Genomic DNA, 21,514 nt, shown 5'->3' on the forward strand with positions numbered 1-21,514 from the left:
GAGCGGGACGACACGATGCGCATTCTCCTCACCAACGACGACGGCATCTACGCACCGGGCCTGAAGATCCTCGAAGAGATCGCGCGCGAGTTCTCCGACGATATCTGGATCTGCTCCCCGCACGAAGAGCAGTCGGGCACCGGCCATTCGCTGACCCTGACCCGCCCCGTGCGCCTGCGCCGCCACGACGACCGGCGCTTCTCGGTAACCGGGACGCCGACCGACGCGGTGACGATGGGCCTGCGCACGGTGATGGACGCCGCCCCCGACGTGATCCTCTCGGGCGTCAACCGCGGGGCCAACCTGGGCGACGACATCACGTATTCGGGCACCGTCTCCGCCGCGATCGAAGGGGCGCTGGCGGGCGTCCGCTCGATCGCGCTGAGCCAGGTCTACGCGCGCGAGGGCATGGGCGACGACGTGCCGTTCGGCGCGGCGCGCGAATGGGGCGCGCGGGTGCTCGCCCCGCTGCTCGACGCGCCGCTGCCCAAGCGCACGCTGGTCAACGTCAACTTCCCCCCGCTCCCGCCGGGCCAGGTGCGCGGCATCCGCGTCGTGCGCCAGGGTTTCCACGACTATTCGCGCGGCACCGTGGTCGAAGGGCGTGACCCGCGCGGCTACAAGTATTACTGGTTCGGGCTGGAGGCGATCGAGCACACGCTAGACCATGGGACAGACCTGGAAGCGATCGACGAGGGATACGTTGCGGTGACCCCGCTGCAGCTCGACCTGACGCACCATGCCTCGCTGGGCGAACTGGGCGAGCGGTACAGCGAATGAAACGCCGCGCCCTGATCGCCGCCTTGCCGTTCCTGCTCGCCGCCACCGACCCGGCGAGCGAAACCGAACACGTGGTGGCCGCGGGTGAGACGCTGAACGGGATCGCGAACCGCGCCGGCGTGCCGGCGGCGGTGATCGCCGCGGCCAACGGTCTGGCCGAACCCTATATCGTCCGCGAGGGGCAGAAACTGGTCATCCCGCGCCAGCGGACCCACGTGGTGAAGCCGGGGGAAACCGGCTTCGCCATCGCCGTGCGATACGGCGTCGCGTTCGACACGATCGCGGTCGCCAACGGGCTGGAGCCGCCCTATCGCATCCGTCCGGGCCAGCGGCTCATCATCCCCGCCGTGATCAGCGCCCCCGTGCCCGCGCGGCCGGCCCCGGCCCGCCCCTATTTCCGCCCCCCGCACGACGGCGAGGTGCGGCTCGGCTTCGCCCTGCGGCCCGACGGCGGCGGCCACGACGGGATCGACTATGCCGTGCGCCCGGGCGACATGGTCCGCGCCGCGGCCAGCGGCACGGTCGCCGTCGCGCGCGAGGATGCCCCTCGCTTCGGCAGGCTGGTCGTGATCGACCACGGCAATGGCTGGCGCAGTGCCTACGGCCACCTCGGCCGCATCACGGTGAAGCCGGGCGATGTGGTGAAGAGCGGGGAGCGGGTCGGGATCGCGGGCAGTTCGGGCGATGCAGAGGCGCCCGAGCTCCACTTCGAGATTCGCCGCGGCGACGCGAAAGTCGATCCGCAGGACCATTTCGGCAGAAAGCCCGGATCGTGATCTGGAGCCGGATGCCGCGCAGCCAGGGGCAACGCCGCGACCGCGGCGCGCGCGCGCAGCGCTTCCAGCCCCTGCGGCGCAGGCTGAAGGTCCCGGTCTGGGCCGATCTCGGCATTCGCATCGGCCTTGCCCTCACGCTCGTCTTCATCGTCATCATGATCCACTGGTGGGATCGCGAGGGGCTTGTCGACAACCTCGACGGCGAGGTTTCCTTCCTCGACGTCGTCTATTTCACCATGATCTCCATCACCACGACCGGCTTCGGCGACATCGCGCCGATCAGCGACCGCGCGCGCCTGGTCGAGGCGGTGATCGTGACCCCGATCCGCTTCGCCGTCATCTTCATCTTCGTCGGCGCGGCCTATCACTTCATCATCAGGCGCAGCTGGGAGAAATGGCGCATGGCCCGCATCCAGGAAAAGCTGTCCGATCACGTCGTCGTCCTCGGCTTCGGCGTATCCGGCTCCGAAGCCGTGGCCGAGTTGATCGAGCGCGGCACCGACCCGAGGGACATCGTCGTCATGGACACGCGCGAGGAACGCCTCGCCGAGGCGGAGGCGCTGGGTTGCAACGTCATGGCCGCCGACGCGACGCGCGACGAAAGCCTGATGGCGGTGCGCATTACCGAGGCGCAGACCGTGCTCGTATCGGCGGGGCGCGACGATGCCTCGATCCTGATCGTGCTGACCGTGCGCCACCTGGCGCCCAAGTTGCCGATCAGCGTGGTCGTGCGCGCGGCGGACAACGAGTTGCTCGCGCGGCAGGCCGGGGCGGACAACGTCATCAACCCGGTCCGCTTCACCGGCCTCCTCCTCGCCGGCAGCGCGCAGGGTACGCATATCGCCGAGTACATGGCCGACCTCGCCTCGGTCACCGGGCGGGTCCACCTGGTGGAGCGGCCGGTCCTGCCCGAGGAGATCGGCAAGCCGCTGGACCAGCTGGCGACGGGCGGGCGGGGCCTGCGCATCTATCGCAACGGCGGGGCCTGCGGCTTCTGGGAAGACGAGGCGGGCACGCTGCGCGCGGGCGACGTCATCGTCGAGATCCGCCCGTCGAGCGATTGCGACGACAATGGCCGGGGCAACGGCACGGGCAATGCCGCGGGCCGCGGGGAACGCGCCGGCGCGTGAGGCCGCCGCGTCCCCGCCCGCCTCACGGCATGTAGGCGTGGACCAGCCCCATCGCGATGTAGAACAGCAGCCAGTACCCGGCATCGATGAAGAACAGGACCTTCGATTTCTGCGAGAACAGGTAATTGGTCCCGATCGCCGGGATGATGAAGCCCAGCGCCACGCCGAACGCCGTCAGCACCTTGACGAAAACCGACAGTTCGCGCCCGTAGGTCGCGAAAGTATGCGCGAGGGTCCAGCTCGCGAGCAGGGCGAAGGCGAAGGCCCCGCCGTAGATCAGCGTCATGTTGCCCTGCCGGATCTCGTCTTCGGTGATCCCGACCGCGCCCATCCAGCGCTTGCCCATGATCGGGCCGTACCATATCCCGCCGACCACGAACCCGGCCAGCGCGGCCAGCACGATCGCCAGCCAGTTGACTTCCCACAGCATCGCAATTCCCTCCCCTCGAGAGCCGCGACCCCCCGGGAAGGCTAGCCGATCTTTACGCCAGGAGCCAGAAGACGCCGCCCATCGCGAGATAGGCGGTCAGCCAGTAACCGGCATCGATCAGCGCGACGCGCGTCGCCACCCGGATGTGGCTGTAGCTGATCAGCAGCGCGGGAATCACGAAGGCCCCTGCGAGCCCGCCCGACATCATGAAATAGAGCCACGGCTTCGCGGCCAGCGTCTCGCCGCCGACGCGGGCGAACATGTGGCCCATCATCGCCGCGCTGAGGAACAGGAGCCCGCCGGTAATCGCGACGACGTGTTCGGGCCGGCGGCGCACCGCGATCTTGCCCGGCGCGACCTTGCGCGCCTTCGCCATCCCGAAGATCGGCCCGTACCAGGCCAGCGCGATCAGCCCGGCGGCCAGCGTCGCCGCGATAGCTCCTGTCCAGTCGATCGGACCCAAGGATGCCTTCTCCTTCGTTCGACTCACTGCTAGCGCATTGGCGCGCACGGGTGTAGGGGCGCGGCGCAATGTCCGCCCGATCCACGTCCCCGATCCCCGATCAGAAGAAGATCGGGATGGTCAGCCTCGGCTGCCCCAAGGCGCTCGTCGACAGCGAGCGCATCCTCACCCGCCTGCGCGCCGACGGCTACGCGATGAGCGCCGACTACGCCGGGGCCGATGTCGTCCTGGTCAATACCTGCGGCTTCCTCGACAGTGCGAAGGAAGAAAGCCTGGCCGCGATCGGCGAAGCCATCGCCGAGAACGGCCGCGTGATCGTGACCGGCTGCATGGGCGAGGATGCCGAGGCGATCCGCGCCGCGCACCCCGCCGTCCTGGCGGTGACCGGCGCCCACCAGTACGAGGACGTGGTCGAGGCAGTCCACGAGGCCGCCCCGCCCTCGCAGGGCCCTTACGTCGACCTGATCCCCCAGGCCGCCTTCGACGAGGCGGGGCTGAAGCTGACCCCGCGGCATTACGGCTATCTGAAGATCTCCGAAGGGTGCAACCATTCCTGCGCCTTCTGCATCATCCCGCAGCTGCGCGGCAAGCTGGCCAGCCGGCGCGTGGACGCGGTCCTGCGCGAGGCGGAAAAGCTGGTCGCCGCGGGCACGAAGGAACTGCTGGTCATCAGCCAGGACACCTCAGCCTACGGCGTCGACACGCGCCACGAGGCGCGGCAGTGGCACGGGCGCGAGGTGCGCGCGCACATGACCGACCTCGCGCGCGAGCTTGGCACCCTGCGCACGCCCGAAGGCCGGGTGCCCTGGGTGCGGCTGCACTACGTCTATCCCTACCCGCACGTCGACGCGGTCATCCCGCTGATGGCCGAGGGCCTGCTGACCCCCTATCTCGACATCCCCTTCCAGCACGCCGCGCCGAAAGTCCTGAAGGCGATGAAGCGCCCGGCGAACGAGGCCCGCGTTCTGGAGCGGATCCGCGAATGGCGCCGGATCGCGCCGGATCTCACCATCCGGTCGAGCTTCGTCGTCGGCTTCCCGGGCGAGACGGAGGAGGATTTCCGCTACCTGCTCGACTGGCTGGAGGAGGCGCAGCTCGACCGGGTCGGCGCGTTCCGCTTCGAACCGGTCGAAGGGGCCGCGGCCAATGCCCTGCCCGATCCGGTGCCCGAGGCGGTGAAGGAAGAACGCTACGCCCGGCTGATGGAAGTGACCGAGCGGATCAGCGCGGCGCGCCTGGCGGCGAAGGTCGGTCGCACCTTGCCCGTGATCGTGGACGAAGTCGGCGAGCCGGACGAAGACGGCGATATCGGGGCGACCGCGCGCAGCGAGGCGGACGCGCCGGAGATCGACGGGCAGGTCTTCCTTCGCAACGTCTCCGCCGATCTTCGGGCGGGCGACATCATCGACGTCGTGGTGGAAGACGCCGACGCGCACGATCTCTACGCCGTACCGGCCTGAATCATCCCGATCGGGGTGACAAAGGCGACACCGTGTCACTTTCGTCTTTCTCCGCCAGCCGATTGTTAATCCTCGTTATTCGGCCCTTTTGAGCAAGCGGACGGACAGGGATTCGCGCCGGGAAAATGCGCCCGCATTGGCACTAGCGCCCATCTCAGGGGCGGCTATCGACGCTGGGAAAGAGCCTGTAGACCGGGCGAATCGGCAATCGCGCAGACGCTATCGAGCGATCGGCGTGTAGGAAAATCCTTCGGCGCTGCTGGTTGCTGCCCTTGATGCAGACGCATTTGGGGCGGACGCCGTTATTGCAAATGCCTATCATTGACCTTGCTCGTGCCCCGACATAAGCGCGGGCCATGCAGCGCAGCACCATCCGTGCCTGGTATCTGGTCCACAAATGGAGCAGCATCGTGCCCACGGTGTTCCTCCTCATGCTGTGCGTGACCGGGCTGCCGCTGATCTTCCATGACGAGATCGAGGCGCTGGAGGGGGTCGATTACGAAACCGCCCTGCCCGGCGCGCCTTCGGCGGAAGGCGGCGTTGCGCTCGATACGATGGTGGAAACCGCGCTGGCCGAGCGGCCGGGCGAAGTTCCGCTGTTCATGGCCTTCAGCCAGGAAAGCCCGCTGCTGACCGTTACCACCGGCCCCACGCCCGACGCCGCGGGGGAGGACATGACCCTGCTGTTCTTCGACCGCGCGACCGGGCGATCGCTCGGCCCTGCACCGGGCGGCGGCGTGATGGACTTCCTCCTGCAACTCCACACCGACATGTTTCTCGGCCAGCCGGGCATGTGGCTCCTGGGCGCGATGGGCGCGCTCTTCGTGGTCGCGCTGGTTTCCGGCACGGTGCTCTACGCGCCGTTCATGCGGCGGCTGCGGTTCGGCAAGCTGCGGCTCGACCGCAGCCGCCGCGTCGGGCGGCTCGACCAGCACAACCTCGCCGGCATCGTCGTCCTCGCCTGGGCGCTCGTCGTCGGCGGCACCGGCATGATCAACGCCTTCGCCGACCCGCTGACCGACGCGTGGCGCGAAGGCGAACTGGCGGCGATGACCGCACGGCACGGCGGGGCCGATCCGGTCGCGCCGGAGGACTACGGCTCGCTCGACCGGGCGATGGCCAGCGCGCGCGCCGCCCTGCCCGGCCGATCGCCGCAGTTCATCGCCTTCCCCGGCGGCGAATGGAGCACCGCGCGCCATTACGCGGTCTTCTTCCAGGGCGACCGGCCGCTGACCCAGCACCTGCTCACCCCCGCCCTGATCGACGCCCGCGGCGGCGAACTGGTCGACGCGCGCGCCATGCCCGCGCTCAACCAGGCGCTGATGATGTCCAAGCCGCTGCACTTCGGCGACTACGGCGGCTTGCCGCTCAAGATCGTCTGGGCCCTGCTGACGCTCGTCACGATCTGGGTGCTGTGGACCGGGGTGCTGCTGTGGTGGCGCCGCAGCCCGGGCGCGGTCGAGCGCCGCGTGTCCGAGATCGCCGGCGGGGCGGAAGGGCGCCTGGCGTGAAAGCGCGCGGCTCCCCCCTCCGGCGCCGCGGCCGGCGCAGCGTGCTGCGCGTCTTCGCGATTCCCGCGATCCTTTTCGCCGCCAGCCTTGCCGGCCTCGTCCTCGGCCTGACCGGCGACGGCCTGCGCGATGCCCTCGCCTGGCTGCTACTCTCGCTCCCCCTCCTCGCGATCGGCGTCGCCTGGCGCCGGCGCGGATTGCCTTCCCGATACAGAAAGACCTGACATGACGTTTCGCCCCGCCCTCACGGCCTCCGCCCTTGCGCTCGCCGCAGCCGCCACGCCCGCGCTCGCCCAGGAAAGCGCCCGGCAGAACGCGCAGGAGATCGTCGTCACCGCCCAGCGCGAGAACGCGACCGAGGTGACCAACGGCGGCGACGCCGGTGTGCTGGGCAACAAGCACGCGGCCGACCTTGCCTTCTCTATCCGCAGCTTCGAAGAATCGCTGATCCTCAACCAGCAGCCGCTGACCCTGGGCGAAGTGCTGGAGAACGACCCGACCGTGCGGACCGGCTACGGCTTCGGCAATGCTTCGGAACTGTTCGTGATCCGCGGGTTCGCGCTCAACGGCGACGATGTCGGCGTGAACGGCCTCTACGGCGTCGCCCCGCGCCAGATCGTCGCGCCGGAACTCTATGGCAGCGTGCAGGTGCTGAACGGGGCGAGCGCGTTCCTCAACGGCGCGGCGCCGGGGGGATCGACGATCGGCGGATCGGTCAACCTCAAGCTCAAGCGCGCCGGGTACGACCCGCTGACGCGCGCGACGATCGGCTACAACGCGGATGCCCACTTCGGCGGCAGCTTCGACCTCGCCCGCCGGTTCGGCGCGAACGGCCAGTGGGGCCTGCGCGTCAACGGCGCCCATCGCGACGGGGAAACCGCGGTCGAGCGCGAGGACCGGCGCACGCAGGTGATCGGCGGCGCGCTCGATTACGACGGCGGCAGCTTCCGCGCCGCGCTCGACCTTGCCTACCAGCAGGTCCGCGTCGACTCGCTGCGCCCCAAGGTCACGCTCGGCGCGGGCCTCGCCGCCCTGCCCGCGGTGCCCGAAGCCAACGCGAACTATGCCCAGGACTTTGCCTATACCGAGATGCGCGACGTCTTCGGCACGCTGTCGCTCGAATGGGACATTGCCGACAACGCCCTGCTCTACGCGAAGGCGGGCGCGCGCGACGGGCGGGAGGAAGGGCTCTACGCCGGGCTGACGATCGTCGACGCGGCGACGGGCGATGCCAATGGCACCGCGCTCTACGTCCCCCGCACGGACAACAACGAGGCGGCGGAAGCCGGCATCCGCGTCGACCTGGGCGAGACGGTGACGCACGAGATCGTGTTCGGCGCCAGCGCGAGCTGGCAGACGAACCGCAATGCCTATGATTTCCGCTACGGACCGGGCTTCGCCGGCTATGCCACCAATCTCTATGACACGCCGCAGGTCGCCGTGCCCGCGTCCAGCCTCGTCGGCGGCGATCTCGACGATCCTTACCCGATCGCGAAAAGCCGGTTGTGGAGCGCCTTTGCCTCCGACACGATCGGCCTGTGGGATGACCGCGTGCTGATCACCGGCGGGCTGCGCCTGCAGACGATCCACAGCCGCGCCTACAGCTACTTCGGCGGGGGGCTGGAAACGGTCTACGACGACAGCGCCGTCACCCCGGTCGCGGGAATCGTGGTCAAGCCGATCCCCTTCGTCTCGCTCTACGCCAACCGCATCGAGGCGCTGGAACAGGGCCCGACCGCACCACTCGAACCCGGGCTGGAAAACCCGGGCGAGATGCTCGCCCCGCGCAAGTCCACGCAGTACGAGGCGGGCGCCAAGCTGGCGCTGGGCCGGTTCCTTTACGCCGGGCTGGCGTTCTACGAGGTCGAGCGCCCGGGCGACGGCGCGGTGACCGGGCCCGGCGGAACGCTGCGCTACGGCTATGTCGGCCGCCAGCGCCATCGCGGGATCGAGTTCACCGTCAACGGCGAACCGGTAGAGGGACTGCGCCTGATCGCGGGCCTTTCGACGATCGACGCCGAGCGCGGCGACGGCGGCGAGGCGACGGGCGTGCCCGGCTTCGCGGCCAATGCCAACCTGGAATGGGACACGCCCTTCCTGCCCGGCCTGACGCTGACCGGGCGCATGACGCATACCGGCAAGCAGTGGGCCGATGCCGCGAACACCCTGCGCCTCGACGACTGGACCGTGTTCGATCTCGGCGCGCGTTACGTCGTCGTGGCCGGCGATCGCCCGGTGACCTTGCGCCTGACGGTCGATAACGTGGCCGACACGCGGTACTGGGCCTCGGGCTACGACAGCTTCAGCCCGTCGCTGCTGCAAGGGCGGCCGCGCACGGTCAACGCCTCCGTCTCGGTCGATTTCTAGCGCAGGGTGCGCAGGGTGACCGAACGGCGCGTCGCCTCCATGGGGGCGATCGAATGCTCCCACTGCGCGCGCACTTCCCCCGACAGGAGGTAGAGCGAGCGCGGCGGCAGTTCGACCCTGCGCCGTTCGAAACCCTGCGCGGTGCGGCGGCGCAGGCGCAGGACCGCGGGCGCCGACAGCGACAGGCCGATCACCTCGCCGTATTGCGGCCGGTCGCGGTGCCAGCCGATCCCCGCGCCGGGGTCGTACCGGATCACCAGCCCCTGCACGAAATCGCCCGCCGCGCGCCCGACCTGCGGGGCGAGCGCGTCGCGCGCGTCGGTCAGCCAGCCGGGCAATGGCGGCGCGGGCGCCAGCCGGCCGCGCTGGTAATCGTAGCCCGATCCATAACTCGCGGTCAGCCGCTTGCCGCGCCACTGGCCGAAGCGGAAGGGTTCGAGCGGCGCGGCGTCGATCCGCCGTTCCAGCGCCCGTTCGGCCGCGCGGTCCACCGCGTCTTCGACCAGGCGCAGCCCGGGCACGGCCGGAGAGGAGGCGAAGAGGTCGATCTGCCGCGGCATCGGCCCTATATGGGGCCCATGCGGCACCACGCCACCACGTTCGCTTTCGATACGGAAGGGCCCGGGATGCGCGACATCACCGCGCCTGTGGCCGACTGGCTCGCCGGCACCGGGGTGACGACCGGCCTGCTCACGGCCTTCTGCCGCCATACCTCGGCCTCGCTCCTGATCAACGAGAACGCCGCGCGGGCGGTGCAGGGCGACATCCTGCGATGGCTCGACCGGCTCGCCCCGCAAGGCGCGCACTACGATCACGACGACGAGGGGCCCGACGACATGCCGGCCCACCTGAAGACCGCGCTCACCGGGGCCAGCCACGCGATCCCGGTGATCGAGGGGCGGCTGGCGCTGGGTACCTGGCAGGGCCTTTTCCTCGTCGAACACCGCGCGCGGCCCCACCGGCGCCACGTCGCCCTGCACCTCGCCGGCGACTAGGCGAAACATACCGGCCGGTCCGGCGTATCTTGGGCATGGCCATTTCGATCGACCTTTCCTTCGCCTTCCGCATGGAGCAGCCGACCGACGTCCTGCTCCAGTTCGAGGCGGCGCCCATTCCCGAGCAGAGGCTGCTCGAAACCGACACCCGGGCGACGAAAGGCGCCCATTTCGCGCGCATTCCGGCGCAGGACGCGATCGGCGAACGGGTCTGGATCCGGGCCGAGGGGCGGTACGAGGTGACCTATCGCGCGACGGTCGCGGTCGAGCGGATGCAGGCGGACATCGCCGGGCTCGAACGCCTGCCCCCGCACGAGCTGCCGGGCGAAACGGTGCAGTACCTGTTCGATTCGCGCTATTGCCCGGCCGACCGGTTCCAGTCGTTCGTGGAGGCGGAGTTCGGCCGCAGCCGCGGCGGCGCGCGGATCGCGGCGATCCGCGACTGGATCGCCGGCAACTTCGCCTATGCGCCCGGTTCCAGCACGTCGAACACGACCGGGCTGGACAGCTTCATCGAACGGCGCGGGATCTGCCGCGACTATGCCCATGTCACGATCATGCTGGCGCGCGCCTCGGGCGTTCCCGCGCGCTTCGTCAGCTGTTTCGCGCCCGGCGTGACGCCGCAGGATTTCCACGCCGTGGCCGAAGTGTTCCTGACCGATCCGACCACCCCGGGCGGCGGGGCCTGGTACCTGGTCGACGCGACCGACATGGCCCGCGCGGACGAGATCGTGAAGATCGGGGTCGGGCGCGACGCGGCCGACGTCAGCTTCATGACCAGCTTCGGCCCGACCGAGTTCATCGACAAGGCCGTGCAGGTAGGGCGCACGGCCGGGGGCGAGTGAATATGTATGCGATGCGTGGGCAGGGCGCGATCGTGCTGCTAGCAGGCCGGCGAGGGGAAGCTCCGGGAGGATAGCGATGGAACTCGTCGTAGTGGACATCGGCGGCACGCATGCGCGGTTCGCGATCGCGACCGTAGAGGCGAACGGTGCGATCGCGCTGAGCGAGCCGGAAACGCTGCACACCGAAGACCACGCCAGCTTCCAGACCGCGTGGGAGGATTTCCGCGAACGGCGCGGCGGCACCCTGCCCGATGCGGTCAGCATGGCGATCGCCGGCCCGGTGAGCGACGACATCATCCGCTTCACCAACAACCCGTGGATCATCCGCCCGCCGCTGGTGAAATCGAAGCTGGGCGTCGGACGCTACACGATCGTCAACGATTTCGCCGCGGTCGCCCATGCCGTCGCGCGCGCGCCGGACGACCAGTTCCTCCACCTCACCGGCCCCGACGGGCCGCTGGGCGGCGAAGGCACGATCACCGTGCTCGGCCCCGGCACCGGCCTCGGCGTGGCGCACCTGTGGCGCTCGGGCGACGGCTACCGCGTCCAGGCGACCGAAGGGGGGCACATCGACTTCGCCCCGCTCGATTCGATCGAGGACGCGATCCTGGCCCGCCTGCGCCGGCGCCATCGCCGCGTCTCGGTGGAACGGGTGGTCTCGGGCCCCGCGATCGTGGACATCTACCAGACGCTCGCGGCGATGGAGCGGCGGACGGTGCCCGAATACGACGACGTCGAGATCTGGACCCGCGGGATGCAGGGCGACGACAGCCTCGCCGCCGCGGCGGTGGACCGGTTCTGCCTCTCGCTCGGCTCGGTCGCCGGCGACATGGCGCTGGCCCAGGGCGGTTTTGCCGGCGTGGTGATCGCCGGCGGGCTGGGGTACCGCATCCGCGACACCCTGCCCGCATCCGGCTTTGCCGAGCGATTCCGGGCCAAAGGCCGGTTCGCCGGGCTGATGGCCGAGATTCCCGTCAAACTCATCGTTCACCCCCAACCGGGGCTTTACGGCGCGGCGGCAGCGTTCGTCGCGGAACATGGAGAAACGGCATGAAGACCGTGGCCGAACTGACCGAACGCCTTGGCGCGCTGCACCGGCAGACGCAGGAAACGCCGCTGTTCAACCCGGTATTCCAGCTCGCGCTCGATCTCTCGCGCTCGCTCGAAGCGGGCGAGATCGATCTCGCCGCGATAGAGGGCATGATCGCCGAGCTCGAGTGCGAGGCGCTGATGACCCGCGCCGGGCGCCTGCGCCGGTTGGTCGCCCCGGTCGCGCCGGCCGAGAACGAGGCGGCGATCGAAGGCTGCCTGGACAGCGGCGATTTCGACGCCTTCCGCGCGGCCTGGGAAAACCCGCAGCTCCACGCGGTCTTCACCGCCCACCCGACCTTCCTCCTCCCCCCGGCCCAGTCCGAAGCCGTGGCGACGGCCGCCGCGTCGGAGGGCGAGATCGACGAAACCGCCTGCGCGATCCCGGCCGAGCGCCCGGCGATCACGCTCGCCTTCGAACATCGCCAGGCCATGGCCGCGATGGCCCGCGGGCAGGACGCGCGCGACCGGATCGTCGCGCGGCTGCTGGACGCGGCGCGCGAACGCTGGCCCGACCGGTGGCACGAATTCGCCCCGCTGCCGTTCCGCTTCGCGACCTGGGTCGGCTACGACATGGACGGGCGGACCGACATCGGCTGGCACACCTCGATCGGCTTCCGCCTCGCGGAAAAGGCCGAGCGCCTGGCCCGCTATGCCGAAAGCCTCGCCGCGATCGACGACGGGCACGCGCTGCTCGAAACGCTGCGCGCCGCGCGCGATCACACGGCCGAGTGCGCGGGCCTGTTCGCCGAGCCGCTCGACGATCCGGCCGCGCTTTCGGCCGCGGCCAACCGCCTGACGGCGGACGATCCGGCCAAGCTGCTGTCGCTCGAACCGCTGGTCGAGCGGCTGGAGAGCGAGGCACGCGAAGCGGGCGGCGAACGCGCGGTCGCGCTGAAGACCCTCGCCGCGGCAATGCGCGCCGACGGGCTGGGCATGGGCGGCATCCATTTCCGGGTCAATGCCAAGCAGCTGCACAACGCGATCCGCCGGCGCCTCGACGAAGCCGGCCTGACGGTGGACCTCGCCAGCCAGGGCGCGCTCGGCACGCTGCGCGACCTGATCGCCGGGGCGGAGCCACTGCGCAGCAATTTCGCCGCCCTCGCGATCGAGAGCTCGACCGCGATCCGCCAGTTCCTGGCCATGGCCCAGATCCTGCGCCACATCGACGCCGACGCGCCGATCCGCATGTTGATCGCCGAGTGCGAGCAGCCGGCCACCGTGCTCGCCGCGGTCTATTTCGCGCGCCTTTTCGGGGTCGAGGACAAAGTCGACGTATCGCCCCTGTTCGAGACCGAGACCGCGCTGGAACACGGCGGGCGCTTCCTCGACGCCCTGCTGGCGGACGATATCTACCGCGACTATGCCCGCCGCCGCGGGCGCGTGTGCATCCAGACCGGCTTTTCCGATGCCGGCCGGTTCGTCGGCCAGATCCCCGCCAGCCTCGCGATCGAGCGGCTCCAGGGCCGGCTGGCAGAAGCGATGGCCGCCAATGGCCTGACCGATGTCGCCGCGCTGATCTTCGACACGCACGGCGAATCGATGGGCCGCGGCGCCCACCCGGGCGGGTTCGCCGACCGGCTCGAATGGCCGCTGAGCCCCTGGGCCCGGCGCCGCTTCGCGCGCGCGGGCATCCGGCTGGAGCCCGAGGTGAGCTTCCAGGGCGGCGACGGGTACCTGTTCTTCGCCAATCCCGAACTGGCGCTGGCGACCCTGACCCGGATCGCCCAGCTGCGCCCGGCCGAGACCGCGGCCGGGGCCCCGGCGGACCCGTTCTATCGCCGGACCGACCTCAGCCTCGATTTCTACCGCGCGATCCGCGATCACCAGAACGAGCACCTGGAAAGCGCGACGTATTCGCGCGCGGTCACCGCCTTCGGCCTCGGCCTGCTGAACGCCACCGGCAGCCGGGTCTCGCGCCGCCAGTCCGATCTCTCGTCCGACCGCGAGATGAGCCTGCGCCAGATCCGCGCGATCCCGCACAACGCGATCCTCCAGCAGCTTGGCTATCCGGTCAACGTGATCGCCGGCTTCGGCAGCGCGGCGGAAGGCAACCGCGAGGAAATCGCCGCGCTCCTGGCCGACAGCGCGCGGGGGCGGCAGATGGTCCGGCTGGTGCGCGCATCGAACGCGCTGGCCAGCATCAAGACGGTCGCCGCCTTCGGCGAGCTGTACAACTCCGCCTACTGGGCCAGCCGGACCTATCGCGGGACCGAGCGCGACCTGGCCGAGCCGTGCGCGGCGCTCGCCGAATACCTGGTCAAGGACGATCGCGCCGGCGTGTTCCGGCGGCTGGCCTCGCGCCTGCGGATCGATGCGCTGAAACTGCACCAGCTGCTCGATCTCCTGCCCGACGAGGCGCCGATCGAGAACCGCGAGGACGTGCGCCGCCGGATCGGCGTGCTCCAGGCCCTGCGCCTCGCCCTGCTGCAGCACATGTTCCTGCGCGCCGTCTCGGTGCCGGCCTTCAGCCGCGCCAACGACATCAGCCGGCGCGACGTGATCGAGATGGTCCTGACCCTGCGGGTCGAAGACGCGCTGGCCCAGTTGCGCCGCGCCTTCCCGACGCGTTTCCCGGGGCCGTCCGACTACGTTCTCGACGAACCGTCCGACTACCCGGATCACGGCGCCGGCGGCTACGCGGCGATCGAGGCGGAGTTCATCGCCCCGATCGAGCGCGCGCACGCGCTGAACCTGCGGATCGCGACCGCGATTGCCAACGAGTTCGGCGCCCACGGCTAGGCGGCCCGCGCCGCCCCCGGGAAAACGGCACCTGCGGGAAACGGCACCCGGGCCGGCGCTAGCGCGCCGTGCTGCCCCTGGCGACGAGCGAGACCGGCACCCGGCGGCGGCCCTCGGCCTCCTGCTCGCCGTTGCCCAGCACGGCATCGATCAGCAGCCCGCCCGCCGCGGCGGCATCGGGCGCGATCGTCGTCAGCGGCGGCCGGCTGTAGCGGGTGGCGGGCAAGTCGTCGAAACCCACCAGCCCCACTTCGCCGGGCACCGACACCCCGCGCCGCGCCAGTTCCTCCAGCGCGCCGAGCGCCATCGCGTCGCAGGCGGCGAAGATCGCGTCTCCCCTGCCGCCGCCCGCCAGGTAGCGGGCGCAGGCTTCCGCCCCTTCCTCCTCGCGCGTGGCGCCTTCGCGCGTCGCGATCAGGCTGGGGTTGAGGCCGGCGGCGCGCATCGCCTCGCAATACCCCTCGTACCGCTCGGCGAACTGGTGCTGGGCGGAATCGATCGCGCCCAGGAAGCACGGCGCCCGGTATCCGCGCGCCAGCAGGTGTTCGACCGCGAGGCGCCCGGCGGCGCGGTTGTCCGACCGCACCCACTCGAGGTCCTCGAACGGCGATCCCCAGTAGGCGACGTTGCGATCGGCGCTCTCCAGCTTGCGGAAATAGTCCCAGGCCGCGCGGTTGGTCGTCGTGCCGATAACGACCAGCCCGTCGGCCCAGCCGCGTTCCTCGTAATGGCCGAAAAGATCCTCTTCCCGCGCCTGGAACGACACCAGCGTCTCGAACCCGCGTTCCGAGGCGGCCAGGCAGACGCTGCCCAGCAGCATGTAGGAAAACGGGTTGATGTCGGCCGCGCCCTGCCCCGGGCGGCAGATCACGACCACCGCGATCGTGCCGGTCGATCCGCGCCGCAGCCGCGCCGCGCGCTCGTCGACGAAATAGCCGATTTCCTCCGCCGCGCGCAGGACGCGGGCGCGCGTCGCCTCGGTAATCACTTCCGACCCGGCGAGGGCGCGCGAGACCGTGGACTGGCTCACGCCCGCCCGTTCCGCGACGTCGATCGACGTCGGCCGCCTTTTCGTTCGCGTATCCATTGACCTCTCGCCCATATGTCGCCCCCTATCGGCAAGTGCAGGCCAAAGCGCAAGCGAGGCTGAATATGTATGCGATGCACTGGCGCCCGGGGGGATGCCTGCCTAGGTAGTCAGGCGACGAGCGAAAGGCATCGACGCATGAGCTTTACCGCAGATCGGCTGGTCCTGTTCGGCGCCACGGGCGACCTCGCGCAGCGCATGTTGCTGCCGTCGCTCTGCGCGCTCGACCACGACGGCCTCCTCGCGCCCGACCTGAAGATCGTGGGCACCGCGCGGTCGGACCTCGACGAAGGCGGGTTCCGCAACTTCGCGCGCGAGGCGCTGGAAACCTACCTGCCGGCCAACCGGCGCGGCGGCATGGCCGATTTCCTCAACCGCCTCACCTACCAGCCGCTCGATGCGACGACGCTGGAAGGGTACAACGACCTTGCCGCCCGCGTGGGCGAGCCGGCGCGCGGGCTGGCGATCTTCCTGTCCACCGCGCCCAGCCTGTTCGAACCGACGATCCGCGGGCTGCAGCACGCCGGGCTGGACGGCCCCAACGTGCGCATGTGCCTCGAAAAGCCGCTCGGCACCGACCTTGCCACCAGTTGCGAGATCAACGACGCGGTCGCCGCCGCCTTTCCCGAAGAGCGGATTTTCCGGATCGATCACTACCTGGGCAAGGAAACGGTGCAGAACCTGCTTGCCCTGCGCTTCGCCAACATCCTGTTCGAACCGCTGTGGAACGCCGCGCATATCGAACACGTTCAGATCACCGTGGCGGAAACGGTCGGCCTCGAAGGGCGCGTCGCCTTCTACGACGACGCCGGTGCGCTGCGCGACATGGTGCAGAACCACATGCTGCAACTGCTGGCGCTGGTCGCGATGGAACCGCCGGGCAGCTTCGACGCGACCGCCGTCCGCGACGAGAAGGTCAAGGTCCTGCGCAGCCTGCGCCGCGTGGTCGAGGGCGAGACCGTGACCGGCCAGTACCGCGCCGGGGCGATCCAGGGCGAGGCCGTGCCCGGCTACGACGAGGAACTGGGCAGGGTTTCCGACACCGAGACCTTCGTGGCGATCAAGGCCCACGTCGACAACTGGCGCTGGAAGGGCGTGCCCTTCTACTTGCGCACGGGCAAGCGGATGCCCGAACGCGTGACCGAGATCGTCGTCCAGTTCCGCCCGATCCCCCATTCGATCTTCGAAGGCAAGGGCGCGAAAGTTCAGGCGAACAAGCTGGTCATCGGCATCCAGCCGGAAGAGAACATCACGCTCTCGCTGATGGCGAAAGTGCCCGGGCTCGACCGCGAGGGGATCCGGCTGCGCAGCGTGCCGCTGAACATCGCCATGCCGCACGCCTTTTCCGGCGCGGTCCGCCGGATCGCCTACGAACGCCTGCTGCTCGACCTGCTCGAAGGCGACCAGACCCTGTTCGTCCGCCGCGACGAGGTGGAGGCGCAGTGGGAATGGATCGACGCGATCCGCGCCGGCTGGGCCGCCCAGGGCCTGCAGCCGCGCACCTACATGTCGGGCAGCTGGGGCCCCAGCGCCGCCATCGCCCTCGCCGAACGCGACGGGGTGACCTGGCATGAATAGCCTCCGCCCCGCCGCCCTGCCCCCGCAACCCAGCGAAAGGAGGTTCGCATGACCCTCCACGACACGATCCACCGCGTGACCCGGCGCGTGATCGCCAACTCGCGCCCGACGCGCGCGGCCTATCTCGACCTGATGCAGCGCGAGGCCGACAACCGGCCCGATCGCAGCACGGTCTCGTGCTCCAACCTCGCGCACGCCTATGCCGGCTCGCTCGAGGACCAGGAGGCGCTGAAGGCGAACCGCGGGCCGAACCTCGGCATCGTCAGCGCCTACAACGACATGCTTTCGGCCCACCAGCCCTATGGCCGCTATCCCGAACGGCTGAAGATCTACGCCCGCGAGGTCGGCGCCACCGCGCAAGTCGCCGGGGGCACGCCGGCCATGTGCGACGGGGTGACCCAGGGCGAAACGGGCATGGAACTGAGCCTGTTCAGCCGCGACGTGATCGCGCTGTCCACCGGCGTCGCGCTGAGCCACGCGATGTTCGACGGCGTGCTCACGCTCGGCATCTGCGACAAGATCGTGCCCGGCCTGCTGATCGGCGCGCTGCGCTTCGGCCACCTGCCGTGCATCTTCGTCCCTTCCGGCCCGATGCCCAGCGGCATCCCGAACAAGGAAAAGCAGCGCGTCCGCCAGCTCTATGCGGAAGGCAAGGTCGGGCGCGCGGAGCTGCTCGAGAGCGAGCTCGGTTCCTACCATTCGCCGGGCACCTGCACGTTCTACGGCACGGCCAATTCCAACCAGATGATGATGGAGCTCATGGGCCTGCACATTCCCGGCGCCGCCTTCGTGCAGCCGGGGACGAAGCTGCGCCAGGCCCTCGACCGGGAGGCGGTGCACCGCGTCGCGGCCATCGGGCAGGACGGCGACGACTATCGCCCCCTCGCCCGCTGCGTCGACGAGAAGTCGATCGTCAACGCCGCCGTCGGCCTGCTGGCGACCGGGGGTTCGACCAACCACGCGATCCACCTGCCGGCGATGGCGCGCGCCGCGGGGATCGTGTTCGACTGGAACGACCTGGCCGAGTTGTCCTCGGCCGTGCCGCTGCTCGCCCATGTCTATCCCAACGGCGCGGGCGACGTGAACCAGTTCCACGCGGCGGGCGGCATGGGTTATGTCGTCGGCGAGCTGCTGGAAGCCGGGCTGGCCCACCGCGACGTGCTGACCGTCGGCCGGGGCGACCTGTCGGACTACGCGCTGGAGCCGGGCCTCGACGAAGACCGGCTGACCTGGCGCGAGCCGGGGCCGAGCGGCGACGCCGAGATGCTGCGCCCGGTGTCCGATCCGTTCCAGCCCGATGGCGGGATGCGGCTGGTCGAAGGCAACCTGGGCCGCGCCTGCTTCAAGTCCTCGGCGGTCGAGCGCGACCGCTGGACGATCGAGGCCCCCTGCCGCGTGTTCGAGACCCAGCACCAGGTGGCCGAGGCGTTCAAGGCCGGCGAGCTCGACCGCGACGTGATCGTGGTCGTCCGTTTCCAGGGGCCGCGCGCGAACGGGATGCCCGAATTGCACAAGCTGACGCCGCCCCTCGGCGTGCTGCAGGATCGCGGCTATCGCGTCGCGCTGATCACCGACGGGCGCATGTCCGGCGCCAGCGGCAAGGTGCCGGCGGCGATCCACTGCACGCCCGAGGCGCTCGGCGGCGGCCCGCTCGCGCGATTGCGCGATGGCGACACGATCCGCCTCTGCGCGGCCAGCGGCGAGCTGTCGACCACGGCCGACCTCGCCAGCCGCGACCCGGCGCCCGAACCGCGGCCCGAGGGCGGCACCGGGCGCGAGCTTTTCGCCATGTTCCGCAACTTCGCCGACAGCGCCGAGAAGGGCGGATCGGCCATGCTCGCCACAGCAGGACTTTGAACCGATGACCGATATTGCCACCCTGATGAATACCGCCCCCGTGATCCCGGTGATCGTGATCGACGAGGTGGCCGACGCGGTGCCGCTGGCCCAGGCGCTGGTCGCAGGGGGGCTGCCGGTGCTGGAGGTGACGATGCGCACCCCGGCGGCGCTGGAAGCGATCGCGGAGATGAAGCAGGTTCCCGGCGCGATCGTCGGCGCGGGCACGGTCACCAACGAACACGAGCTGGACCAGGCCATGGAAGCCGGCAGCAGCTTCATCGTCTCGCCCGGGCTGACCGAGCCGCTCGGCCGGGCGGCAATCGACCGCAACGTGCCGTTCCTGCCCGGCGTCGCCAGCGCGGGCGACGTGATGCGCGGCCTCGACCTGGGGCTGACCCATTTCAAGTTCTTCCCGGCGATGGCCGCCGGCGGGCTTCCCGCGCTGAAGGCGCTGGCCGCGCCCTTCGGCCTGTGCCGTTTCTGCCCCACCGGCGGGATCGGGCCGGACAACGCGGCCGAATGGCTCGCCTTCGAGTCGGTCCTGTGCGTCGGGGGCAGCTGGGTCGCCCCGCGCGGCACGCCCGACAAGCCCGCGATCGAGGATCTCGCCCGGCAGGCTGCCGCGCTGGCGCGCTGACGCTCCCCGCGCGCGGCGTTAACTTTTGCCCGGACCGCGTCCCCCCGCGGGACGCCTCGCGCTTCGCACTGGAACGCCGGGCGCGCCGGGCGCATAGTGCCGGGCATGGACCCGATGCTGAAATGGATTGGCGGCGCGACCGCCGCATGTGTTCTCCTGTTCGGCGGCGCCACGCTGGCGAGCGGAATGTGGCCCCGCGGCGAAGCGACCGGGGCGGCCGCTGCACCGGGCGCGACCGCGATACCGGTGGACGAGGCGGCGCTGGCGGCCGGCGATGGCGATGGCGACGCCGAAGGCAAGGGCACGACCCGCGCCGAAGACGCTGCCGCGGGCAAGGACGATGGCCCCGCCCTGGCCCGCACCGCCGACAGGCAGAGCGCGGCGCCGGAGCCGAAGCCCGCCTCTGCCGGGACGGGCGACGACTTTGTGGTCAAGCGCATCCTGCCGATCGACGGGCCGATCAAGTACGGCGAGTGGCACTGGGACGACGAGGGCGTTCCCCCCGGTCCGCTGGTCATCACGGTGGACCTGGAAGCGCGGGTGATCTCGATCTTCCGCGGCGGGTATGAAATCGGCGCGGCCGCGGCCATGCTGGGCACCGAGGCTCACCCCACCCCGGTCGGCACGTTCCCGATCATTTCCAAGGAACGGCACAACGTCTCGGAGAAATACGGCAATGCGCCGATGCCCTGGACCTTGCGCCTGACGCTGGACGGAATTGCCATTCACGGCGGATCGGAAGTCGAGAACGGCTATGCCAGCCACGGGTGCATCGCGATCCCCGACCCGCTTGCCAGCCGCCTGTTCGCGATCGCGAAGAAGGGCGACAAGGTCATCATCACCCGCGGCGAAACGATGCAGCTGGGCGATTCGATCATCTGATCAGCCGCTGCGGCGCGGGGCCTCGCGCGCGAAGAGCCATGCCTCGCCCTCGGCCCGCGCCATCACGCCGGCCAGGTTCGCCGCGCCCCCGCCTTCCAGCCTTTCGACCAGCGCGGCGACCTGTCCGCCCCGCGGCCGCGCGGACAGCGCCTGCAGGATGCGTTGCACCACGCGGTACCTGACGAGGCGCGGCCCCTCCGGCCGATAGCGGAAACCGCCCGCCTCGCGCGAAACGCCGCGCGCGAACGCGTCGTCGGCAATGGCGGCGATCGTCACTTCCGCCTCTGCCAGGAGGCGCGCGCTCGTGGCGATGGCCACCGGGTCGAGCCAGTCCGCCGCGGCCATCGCCTGCCTGATCCGCGCCCGGTCATAGGCCGGATCGCGGTTCGAAGGATCGTCCACGGGGGTGATCCCGGCGGCTTCCACCACCGCGGACAATTCCGCCCGGCGCCAGGCCAGCAGGGGCCGCACGACCGGCCGCCCGCACGGCAGCGGCGCGCATTCGCGGATCCCGGCCAGCCCCGACAGACCGCTGCCGCGGTTGAGCCGCATCAGCAGCGTTTCGGCCTGGTCGTCGGCATGATGGGCGGTCGCCAGCGCGTCGAGCGAGCGGCGCTCCACCCACGCGCCCAGCGCGGCATAGCGCGCGGCGCGGGCGCGGTCCTGCACGTTGCCATCGTCCAGCGCGACCGGCAGGGTCGCGTGCTCGATGCCCAGGCGGTGACAGAGGCCGGCGACCATCGCCGCTTCGGCCGCGCTTTCATCGCGCAGACCGTGATCGACCGTCGCAGCCTCGACCCGTCCGGGCAGGGCCGCGTGGGCGAGCAGGAGCAGGGCCAGGCTGTCGGGGCCGCCCGAAACCGCGATGCCGAGCCTTTCGCCCTCCGCCGGCCAGACCCGCGC

General features: G+C 70.5%; 20 protein-coding genes. 15 read left to right on the forward strand and 5 right to left on the reverse strand.

What is annotated here, in order from left to right; genetic code table 11:
- Positions 1 to 15 precede the first annotated feature (15 nt).
- The 3 genes from surE to GRI72_RS10665 are packed head-to-tail and all read left to right on the forward strand — an operon-like array spanning position 16 to position 2,686.
- Positions 16 to 780, forward strand: coding sequence for a 5'/3'-nucleotidase SurE (gene surE / locus GRI72_RS10655; protein WP_160733903.1), 765 nt, complete (start codon positions 16 to 18; stop codon positions 778 to 780).
- The gene (locus GRI72_RS10660) at positions 777 to 1,556 is read left to right on the forward strand and encodes a M23 family metallopeptidase (protein ID WP_160733904.1); all 780 of its coding nucleotides are present in this window, start codon (positions 777 to 779) and stop codon (positions 1,554 to 1,556) included. Before surE ends, GRI72_RS10660 begins: the two co-directional genes overlap by 4 nt.
- An 11-nt stretch (positions 1,557 to 1,567) precedes the next feature.
- Positions 1,568 to 2,686, forward strand: coding sequence for a potassium channel family protein (locus GRI72_RS10665; RefSeq protein ID WP_160733905.1), 1,119 nt, complete (start codon positions 1,568 to 1,570; stop codon positions 2,684 to 2,686).
- 22 nt (positions 2,687 to 2,708) lie between these two features.
- Here the strand turns inward: GRI72_RS10665 and GRI72_RS10670 are convergent, their stop codons facing one another.
- Complete coding sequence (locus GRI72_RS10670) at positions 2,709 to 3,116, reverse strand: DUF1761 domain-containing protein (protein WP_160733906.1); 408 nt, start codon at positions 3,114 to 3,116, stop codon at positions 2,709 to 2,711.
- A 52-nt stretch (positions 3,117 to 3,168) separates the two neighbouring features.
- Positions 3,169 to 3,579, reverse strand: coding sequence for a DUF1761 domain-containing protein (locus GRI72_RS10675; protein WP_160733907.1), 411 nt, complete (start codon positions 3,577 to 3,579; stop codon positions 3,169 to 3,171).
- 68 nt (positions 3,580 to 3,647) lie between these two features.
- Between GRI72_RS10675 and rimO the strand changes: the two genes are divergently transcribed.
- The 4 genes from rimO to GRI72_RS10695 all read left to right on the forward strand — a co-directional run bounded on the left by rimO (position 3,648) and on the right by GRI72_RS10695 (position 8,917).
- Complete coding sequence (gene rimO / locus GRI72_RS10680; protein ID WP_160733908.1) at positions 3,648 to 5,039, forward strand: 30S ribosomal protein S12 methylthiotransferase RimO; 1,392 nt, start codon at positions 3,648 to 3,650, stop codon at positions 5,037 to 5,039.
- A gap of 356 nt (positions 5,040 to 5,395) precedes the next feature.
- A complete protein-coding gene (locus tag GRI72_RS10685) occupies positions 5,396 to 6,550 on the forward strand; it encodes a PepSY-associated TM helix domain-containing protein (protein WP_160733909.1) in 1,155 nt (384 codons plus the stop codon).
- The gene (locus GRI72_RS10690; RefSeq protein ID WP_160733910.1) at positions 6,547 to 6,774 is read left to right on the forward strand and encodes a hypothetical protein; all 228 of its coding nucleotides are present in this window, start codon (positions 6,547 to 6,549) and stop codon (positions 6,772 to 6,774) included. The genes GRI72_RS10685 and GRI72_RS10690 overlap by 4 nt, the downstream gene beginning before the upstream one ends.
- A gap of 1 nt (position 6,775) precedes the next feature.
- Positions 6,776 to 8,917: a TonB-dependent receptor gene (locus GRI72_RS10695; protein WP_160733911.1), complete on the forward strand. Its 2,142-nt coding sequence runs from the start codon at positions 6,776 to 6,778 to the stop codon at positions 8,915 to 8,917.
- Here the strand turns inward: GRI72_RS10695 and GRI72_RS10700 are convergent.
- Complete coding sequence (locus GRI72_RS10700) at positions 8,914 to 9,477, reverse strand: alpha-ketoglutarate-dependent dioxygenase AlkB (protein WP_160733912.1); 564 nt, start codon at positions 9,475 to 9,477, stop codon at positions 8,914 to 8,916. The genes GRI72_RS10695 and GRI72_RS10700 overlap by 4 nt on opposite strands.
- Positions 9,478 to 9,495: 18 nt before the next feature.
- Here GRI72_RS10700 and GRI72_RS10705 point away from each other — a divergent pair, with 18 nt between their 5' ends.
- The 4 genes from GRI72_RS10705 to GRI72_RS10720 all read left to right on the forward strand — a co-directional run bounded on the left by GRI72_RS10705 (position 9,496) and on the right by GRI72_RS10720 (position 14,588).
- On the forward strand, positions 9,496 to 9,912 hold the full coding sequence (locus GRI72_RS10705; RefSeq protein WP_160733913.1) for a secondary thiamine-phosphate synthase enzyme YjbQ: 417 nt from the start codon (positions 9,496 to 9,498) through the stop codon (positions 9,910 to 9,912).
- 35 nt (positions 9,913 to 9,947) lie between these two features.
- A complete protein-coding gene (locus GRI72_RS10710) occupies positions 9,948 to 10,757 on the forward strand; it encodes a transglutaminase-like domain-containing protein (RefSeq protein WP_160733914.1) in 810 nt (269 codons plus the stop codon).
- 76 nt (positions 10,758 to 10,833) lie between these two features.
- Positions 10,834 to 11,811 (forward strand): glucokinase, encoded by a 978-nt coding sequence (gene glk, locus GRI72_RS10715; RefSeq protein ID WP_160733915.1) that lies wholly within the window; start codon positions 10,834 to 10,836, stop codon positions 11,809 to 11,811.
- The gene (locus GRI72_RS10720; protein ID WP_160733916.1) at positions 11,808 to 14,588 is read left to right on the forward strand and encodes a phosphoenolpyruvate carboxylase; all 2,781 of its coding nucleotides are present in this window, start codon (positions 11,808 to 11,810) and stop codon (positions 14,586 to 14,588) included. Before glk ends, GRI72_RS10720 begins: the two co-directional genes overlap by 4 nt.
- 58 nt (positions 14,589 to 14,646) lie before the next feature.
- Here GRI72_RS10720 and GRI72_RS10725 read toward each other — a convergent pair whose 3' ends face one another.
- On the reverse strand, positions 14,647 to 15,675 hold the full coding sequence (locus GRI72_RS10725) for a LacI family DNA-binding transcriptional regulator (protein ID WP_160733917.1): 1,029 nt from the start codon (positions 15,673 to 15,675) through the stop codon (positions 14,647 to 14,649).
- Between the two features lie 138 nt (positions 15,676 to 15,813).
- On the opposite strand from GRI72_RS10725, the gene zwf reads away from it, so the two are divergent.
- From zwf to GRI72_RS10745, 4 genes are all read left to right on the forward strand, one after another.
- Positions 15,814 to 17,253 (forward strand): glucose-6-phosphate dehydrogenase, encoded by a 1,440-nt coding sequence (gene zwf / locus GRI72_RS10730; protein ID WP_160733918.1) that lies wholly within the window; start codon positions 15,814 to 15,816, stop codon positions 17,251 to 17,253.
- 48 nt (positions 17,254 to 17,301) lie between these two features.
- Complete coding sequence (gene edd / locus GRI72_RS10735; protein WP_160733919.1) at positions 17,302 to 19,110, forward strand: phosphogluconate dehydratase; 1,809 nt, start codon at positions 17,302 to 17,304, stop codon at positions 19,108 to 19,110.
- Between the two features lie 4 nt (positions 19,111 to 19,114).
- Complete coding sequence (gene eda, locus GRI72_RS10740; RefSeq protein WP_160733920.1) at positions 19,115 to 19,729, forward strand: bifunctional 4-hydroxy-2-oxoglutarate aldolase/2-dehydro-3-deoxy-phosphogluconate aldolase; 615 nt, start codon at positions 19,115 to 19,117, stop codon at positions 19,727 to 19,729.
- Between the two features lie 105 nt (positions 19,730 to 19,834).
- Positions 19,835 to 20,611 (forward strand): L,D-transpeptidase family protein, encoded by a 777-nt coding sequence (locus tag GRI72_RS10745; RefSeq protein ID WP_160733921.1) that lies wholly within the window; start codon positions 19,835 to 19,837, stop codon positions 20,609 to 20,611.
- Here GRI72_RS10745 and tilS read toward each other — a convergent pair whose 3' ends face one another.
- Positions 20,612 to 21,478: a tRNA lysidine(34) synthetase TilS gene (gene tilS, locus GRI72_RS10750; protein WP_337191178.1), complete on the reverse strand. Its 867-nt coding sequence runs from the start codon at positions 21,476 to 21,478 to the stop codon at positions 20,612 to 20,614. It abuts the gene before it with no gap.
- Positions 21,479 to 21,514 lie beyond the last annotated feature (36 nt).

It is taken from the genome of Pelagerythrobacter marinus, assembly GCF_009827515.1.
Lineage (GTDB): Bacteria > Pseudomonadota > Alphaproteobacteria > Sphingomonadales > Sphingomonadaceae > Pelagerythrobacter > Pelagerythrobacter marinus.

Excerpts from the sequence above, each read along its gene's own strand:
- GRI72_RS10725 (WP_160733917.1), bottom strand. The coding sequence starts at position 15,675 with ATGGATACGCGAACGAAAAGGCGGCCGACGTCGATCGACGTCGCGGAA.
- GRI72_RS10695 (WP_160733911.1), top strand. The coding sequence starts at position 6,776 with ATGACGTTTCGCCCCGCCCTCACGGCCTCCGCCCTTGCGCTCGCCGCA.
- GRI72_RS10660 (WP_160733904.1), top strand. The coding sequence starts at position 777 with ATGAAACGCCGCGCCCTGATCGCCGCCTTGCCGTTCCTGCTCGCCGCC.
- GRI72_RS10665 (WP_160733905.1), top strand. The coding sequence starts at position 1,568 with ATGCCGCGCAGCCAGGGGCAACGCCGCGACCGCGGCGCGCGCGCGCAG.
- edd (WP_160733919.1), top strand. The coding sequence starts at position 17,302 with ATGACCCTCCACGACACGATCCACCGCGTGACCCGGCGCGTGATCGCC.
- surE (WP_160733903.1), top strand. The coding sequence starts at position 16 with ATGCGCATTCTCCTCACCAACGACGACGGCATCTACGCACCGGGCCTG.
- GRI72_RS10685 (WP_160733909.1), top strand. The coding sequence starts at position 5,396 with ATGCAGCGCAGCACCATCCGTGCCTGGTATCTGGTCCACAAATGGAGC.
- GRI72_RS10670 (WP_160733906.1), bottom strand. The coding sequence starts at position 3,116 with ATGCTGTGGGAAGTCAACTGGCTGGCGATCGTGCTGGCCGCGCTGGCC.
- rimO (WP_160733908.1), top strand. The coding sequence starts at position 3,648 with ATGTCCGCCCGATCCACGTCCCCGATCCCCGATCAGAAGAAGATCGGG.
- GRI72_RS10720 (WP_160733916.1), top strand. The coding sequence starts at position 11,808 with ATGAAGACCGTGGCCGAACTGACCGAACGCCTTGGCGCGCTGCACCGG.
- glk (WP_160733915.1), top strand. The coding sequence starts at position 10,834 with ATGGAACTCGTCGTAGTGGACATCGGCGGCACGCATGCGCGGTTCGCG.
- GRI72_RS10710 (WP_160733914.1), top strand. The coding sequence starts at position 9,948 with ATGGCCATTTCGATCGACCTTTCCTTCGCCTTCCGCATGGAGCAGCCG.
- GRI72_RS10700 (WP_160733912.1), bottom strand. The coding sequence starts at position 9,477 with ATGCCGCGGCAGATCGACCTCTTCGCCTCCTCTCCGGCCGTGCCCGGG.
- zwf (WP_160733918.1), top strand. The coding sequence starts at position 15,814 with ATGAGCTTTACCGCAGATCGGCTGGTCCTGTTCGGCGCCACGGGCGAC.
- GRI72_RS10745 (WP_160733921.1), top strand. The coding sequence starts at position 19,835 with ATGGACCCGATGCTGAAATGGATTGGCGGCGCGACCGCCGCATGTGTT.
- eda (WP_160733920.1), top strand. The coding sequence starts at position 19,115 with ATGACCGATATTGCCACCCTGATGAATACCGCCCCCGTGATCCCGGTG.
- GRI72_RS10705 (WP_160733913.1), top strand. The coding sequence starts at position 9,496 with ATGCGGCACCACGCCACCACGTTCGCTTTCGATACGGAAGGGCCCGGG.